Raw genomic sequence first — 2,337 nt, forward strand, 5'->3', positions numbered from 1 at the left:
GCGCTCGGATGTCCCGAGCAGTCCATCACCAGATCGGCGCCGAACCCGCCCACGATGTCGCGCACTTTTTTGATGCGCGCTTCTGGCGTCTTGATCTCTTCGATATCGACGGTCGTCTCGGCGCCGAACTTGCGTGCGAGCTTAAGCCGCGGCGTCTCCGGCGCGCCGACGCAGATCACCCGGCTTGCGCCCATCTCCTGCGCGGCCGCCACGGCCAGAATGCCAATCGGGCCGGAGCCCTGGATCACCACGGTGTCGCCCCAAGTGAAGCCGCCGGCGCGCGTGGCCCTGTTGAAGGCGCGGATGCATGATGTCAGGGGTTCGGACAACGCGCCGAGCCGCAACGACATGTCATCGGGCAGTTTGTATATTTTTGTGCCCGGCAGCATCTCAAGGTCGACATAGACATATTCAGCCCAGCCTCCCCAGAGATGCGGCGCTTTGTCGAACCCGAGATAACGGCCGTAATAGACCGGCGTCAGGCATTTATTGGCGCTTAGCGGGTAGTGAATGCAGTAGTAGCAGTGGCCGCACGGCATCAAAGGCGGGATCATCACCTTCGATCCCATCGTCAGCGGCTTGCTCATGAAATCCTCTTTGAATTCGGAGCCAACCTCGACCAGCACCCCGCCGATCTCGTGACCGAGCGTGAAGGGCCATGGCAGCGGTTTCGGCCAGTGGCCCTTCAGAATGTGCAGATCGGTGCCGCAAACGCCGCAGGCACCGACCTTTATGAGCGCCGCTTTGCTCGTAATTTTGGGCCACGGTACGGTGCGAATGACGGGCCGTGCTCCCGGGCCATCGTAGGTGCATACGCGAATCTGTTGCATGCGCTTCCTCTTTCCCCTTTTTCTTTCTTGGTGGCGCGGCAAAACGTTATTCGAGACCGGCCGCTGTGCCAACGCTGCGATCTCGTCTCGATAGCGTCCCAATCTCGACCACGACGCCCCTGCGCGGATGCTGCATCGGTTGAGACAGACCGGCGTCCCCTCACCAGCCTTCCGCTAACCGCTCGTTAACCCTGCTGGACGTAGGGTCATTGAATATAGAGATCCCGGTTTTCGGCTGGCGAAGATGGCGTTCGCGATCAAAAAAGCTATAGTTCCTGCCGCCGAAGAACGCCGCCGTTTTCAGCGCGTGAAGATACATCTGCTTGGCCGCTACATGCTGCCTGACCGGCGTGAGTTTCCCTGCCAGATCATCAATATGTCGCCAGGTGGGCTCGCGCTGCTGGCGCCGGGAATCGGCAATGTCGGCGATCGCGTGATCGCCTATCTGGACCACATCGGCCGGGTTGAAGGCAGGATTACCCGCATTATTGACAACGGCTTTGCGATGACCGTCGGCGCCACCGCTCGCAAGCGGGACAAACTCGCGGCTCAACTGACGTGGCTGGCCAACCGGGACATTCTGAACCTGCCGGAGGACAGGCGTCACGACCGCATCGTGCCACGCAACCCGATTGCGCTGCTCACGCTCGAGGACGGCACCAAAATGACCTGCCGGATCATCGATCTTTCGCTGTCCGGCGCAGCCATCGCCGCGGAAAACCGGCCGCCAGTGAAATCCATGGTCCTGCTGGGCAAAGTCAACGCCCGGGTGATACGTAACCTCGAGGAGGGCTTCGCCCTCGAGTTCATTCACGAGCAGTTGGCCGAAACGCTCGAAGACAGCGTTACCGCAAGGTAAACGCGTCGCCTCCCCACATCGCAGGCTTCTGAAATCCGGACGGCTGCCCGCCGCGTGCCGCGTTGGCTTTCGCGGTCCGGCGCGGCATGCCCGAACGGATTCGCGGCCGGACTTTCTAAGCAAATCGGTCTTAGCCGGGCTGAATGGTGAGCAATCCCTAAAATTTGAAACAAATTCTAAGCTTGTTTTATTCAAGTAAAGATCGATTTTAGTTTCAATTTGACTTCAAAGTACCTCAAATCTACTTGGCTTACTTAGCGGCGGCGCAAAACGTTTGTGCGCAACGTGGTCCCAACAAAAAACGGGGGGCCACAATGTTTGGTTTCGGGGGAGACGGAAAGGGATTGGCGATCGTCGCCGTCCTGTTGGGATTGAGCGCGCCAGCCAATGCCGGCGACGAGCGGGTTCTTTATGCCGCGCTTGGCGAGATCACGCGAGCGCCGATCGGCTGGGTGGAATTTTGTGCCGACAATCCGGTCGATTGCCACGGCGGCCCATCTCAGCCACGCGACATCGTGATGTCGCAGACGACGTGGCGGGATCTGGTGCGGGTCAACCGATGGGTCAATGAAACCATCAAGCCGATGACCGACATAGATCATTGGGGCGTGATCGAGAAATGGTCGCTGCCGACGGATGGCTACGGCG

3 protein-coding genes are annotated in these 2,337 nt (G+C 59.7%); 2 read left to right on the forward strand and 1 reads right to left on the reverse strand.

What is annotated here, in order from left to right; all coding sequences use genetic code 11:
* On the reverse strand, positions 1–830 hold an 830-nt coding region (locus VJV58_RS18775), incomplete at its 3' end, for a zinc-binding dehydrogenase (protein WP_324138867.1).
* Positions 831–1,074: 244 nt separating this feature from the next.
* Between VJV58_RS18775 and VJV58_RS18780 the strand changes: the two genes are divergently transcribed.
* Positions 1,075–1,689 (forward strand): PilZ domain-containing protein, encoded by a 615-nt coding sequence (locus VJV58_RS18780; protein ID WP_324138868.1) that lies wholly within the window; start codon positions 1,075–1,077, stop codon positions 1,687–1,689.
* Positions 1,690–2,003: 314 nt separating this feature from the next.
* On the forward strand, positions 2,004–2,337 hold a 334-nt coding region (locus VJV58_RS18785), incomplete at its 3' end, for a transglutaminase-like cysteine peptidase (protein ID WP_324138869.1).

Source organism: Bradyrhizobium sp. (genome assembly GCF_035273305.1).
In the GTDB taxonomy this organism is placed as follows: domain Bacteria; phylum Pseudomonadota; class Alphaproteobacteria; order Rhizobiales; family Xanthobacteraceae; genus Bradyrhizobium.

Coding starts and splice junctions, on each gene's coding strand:
- VJV58_RS18780 (WP_324138868.1), top strand. CDS start 1,075: ATGGCGTTCGCGATCAAAAAAGCTATAGTTCCTGCCGCCGAAGAACGC.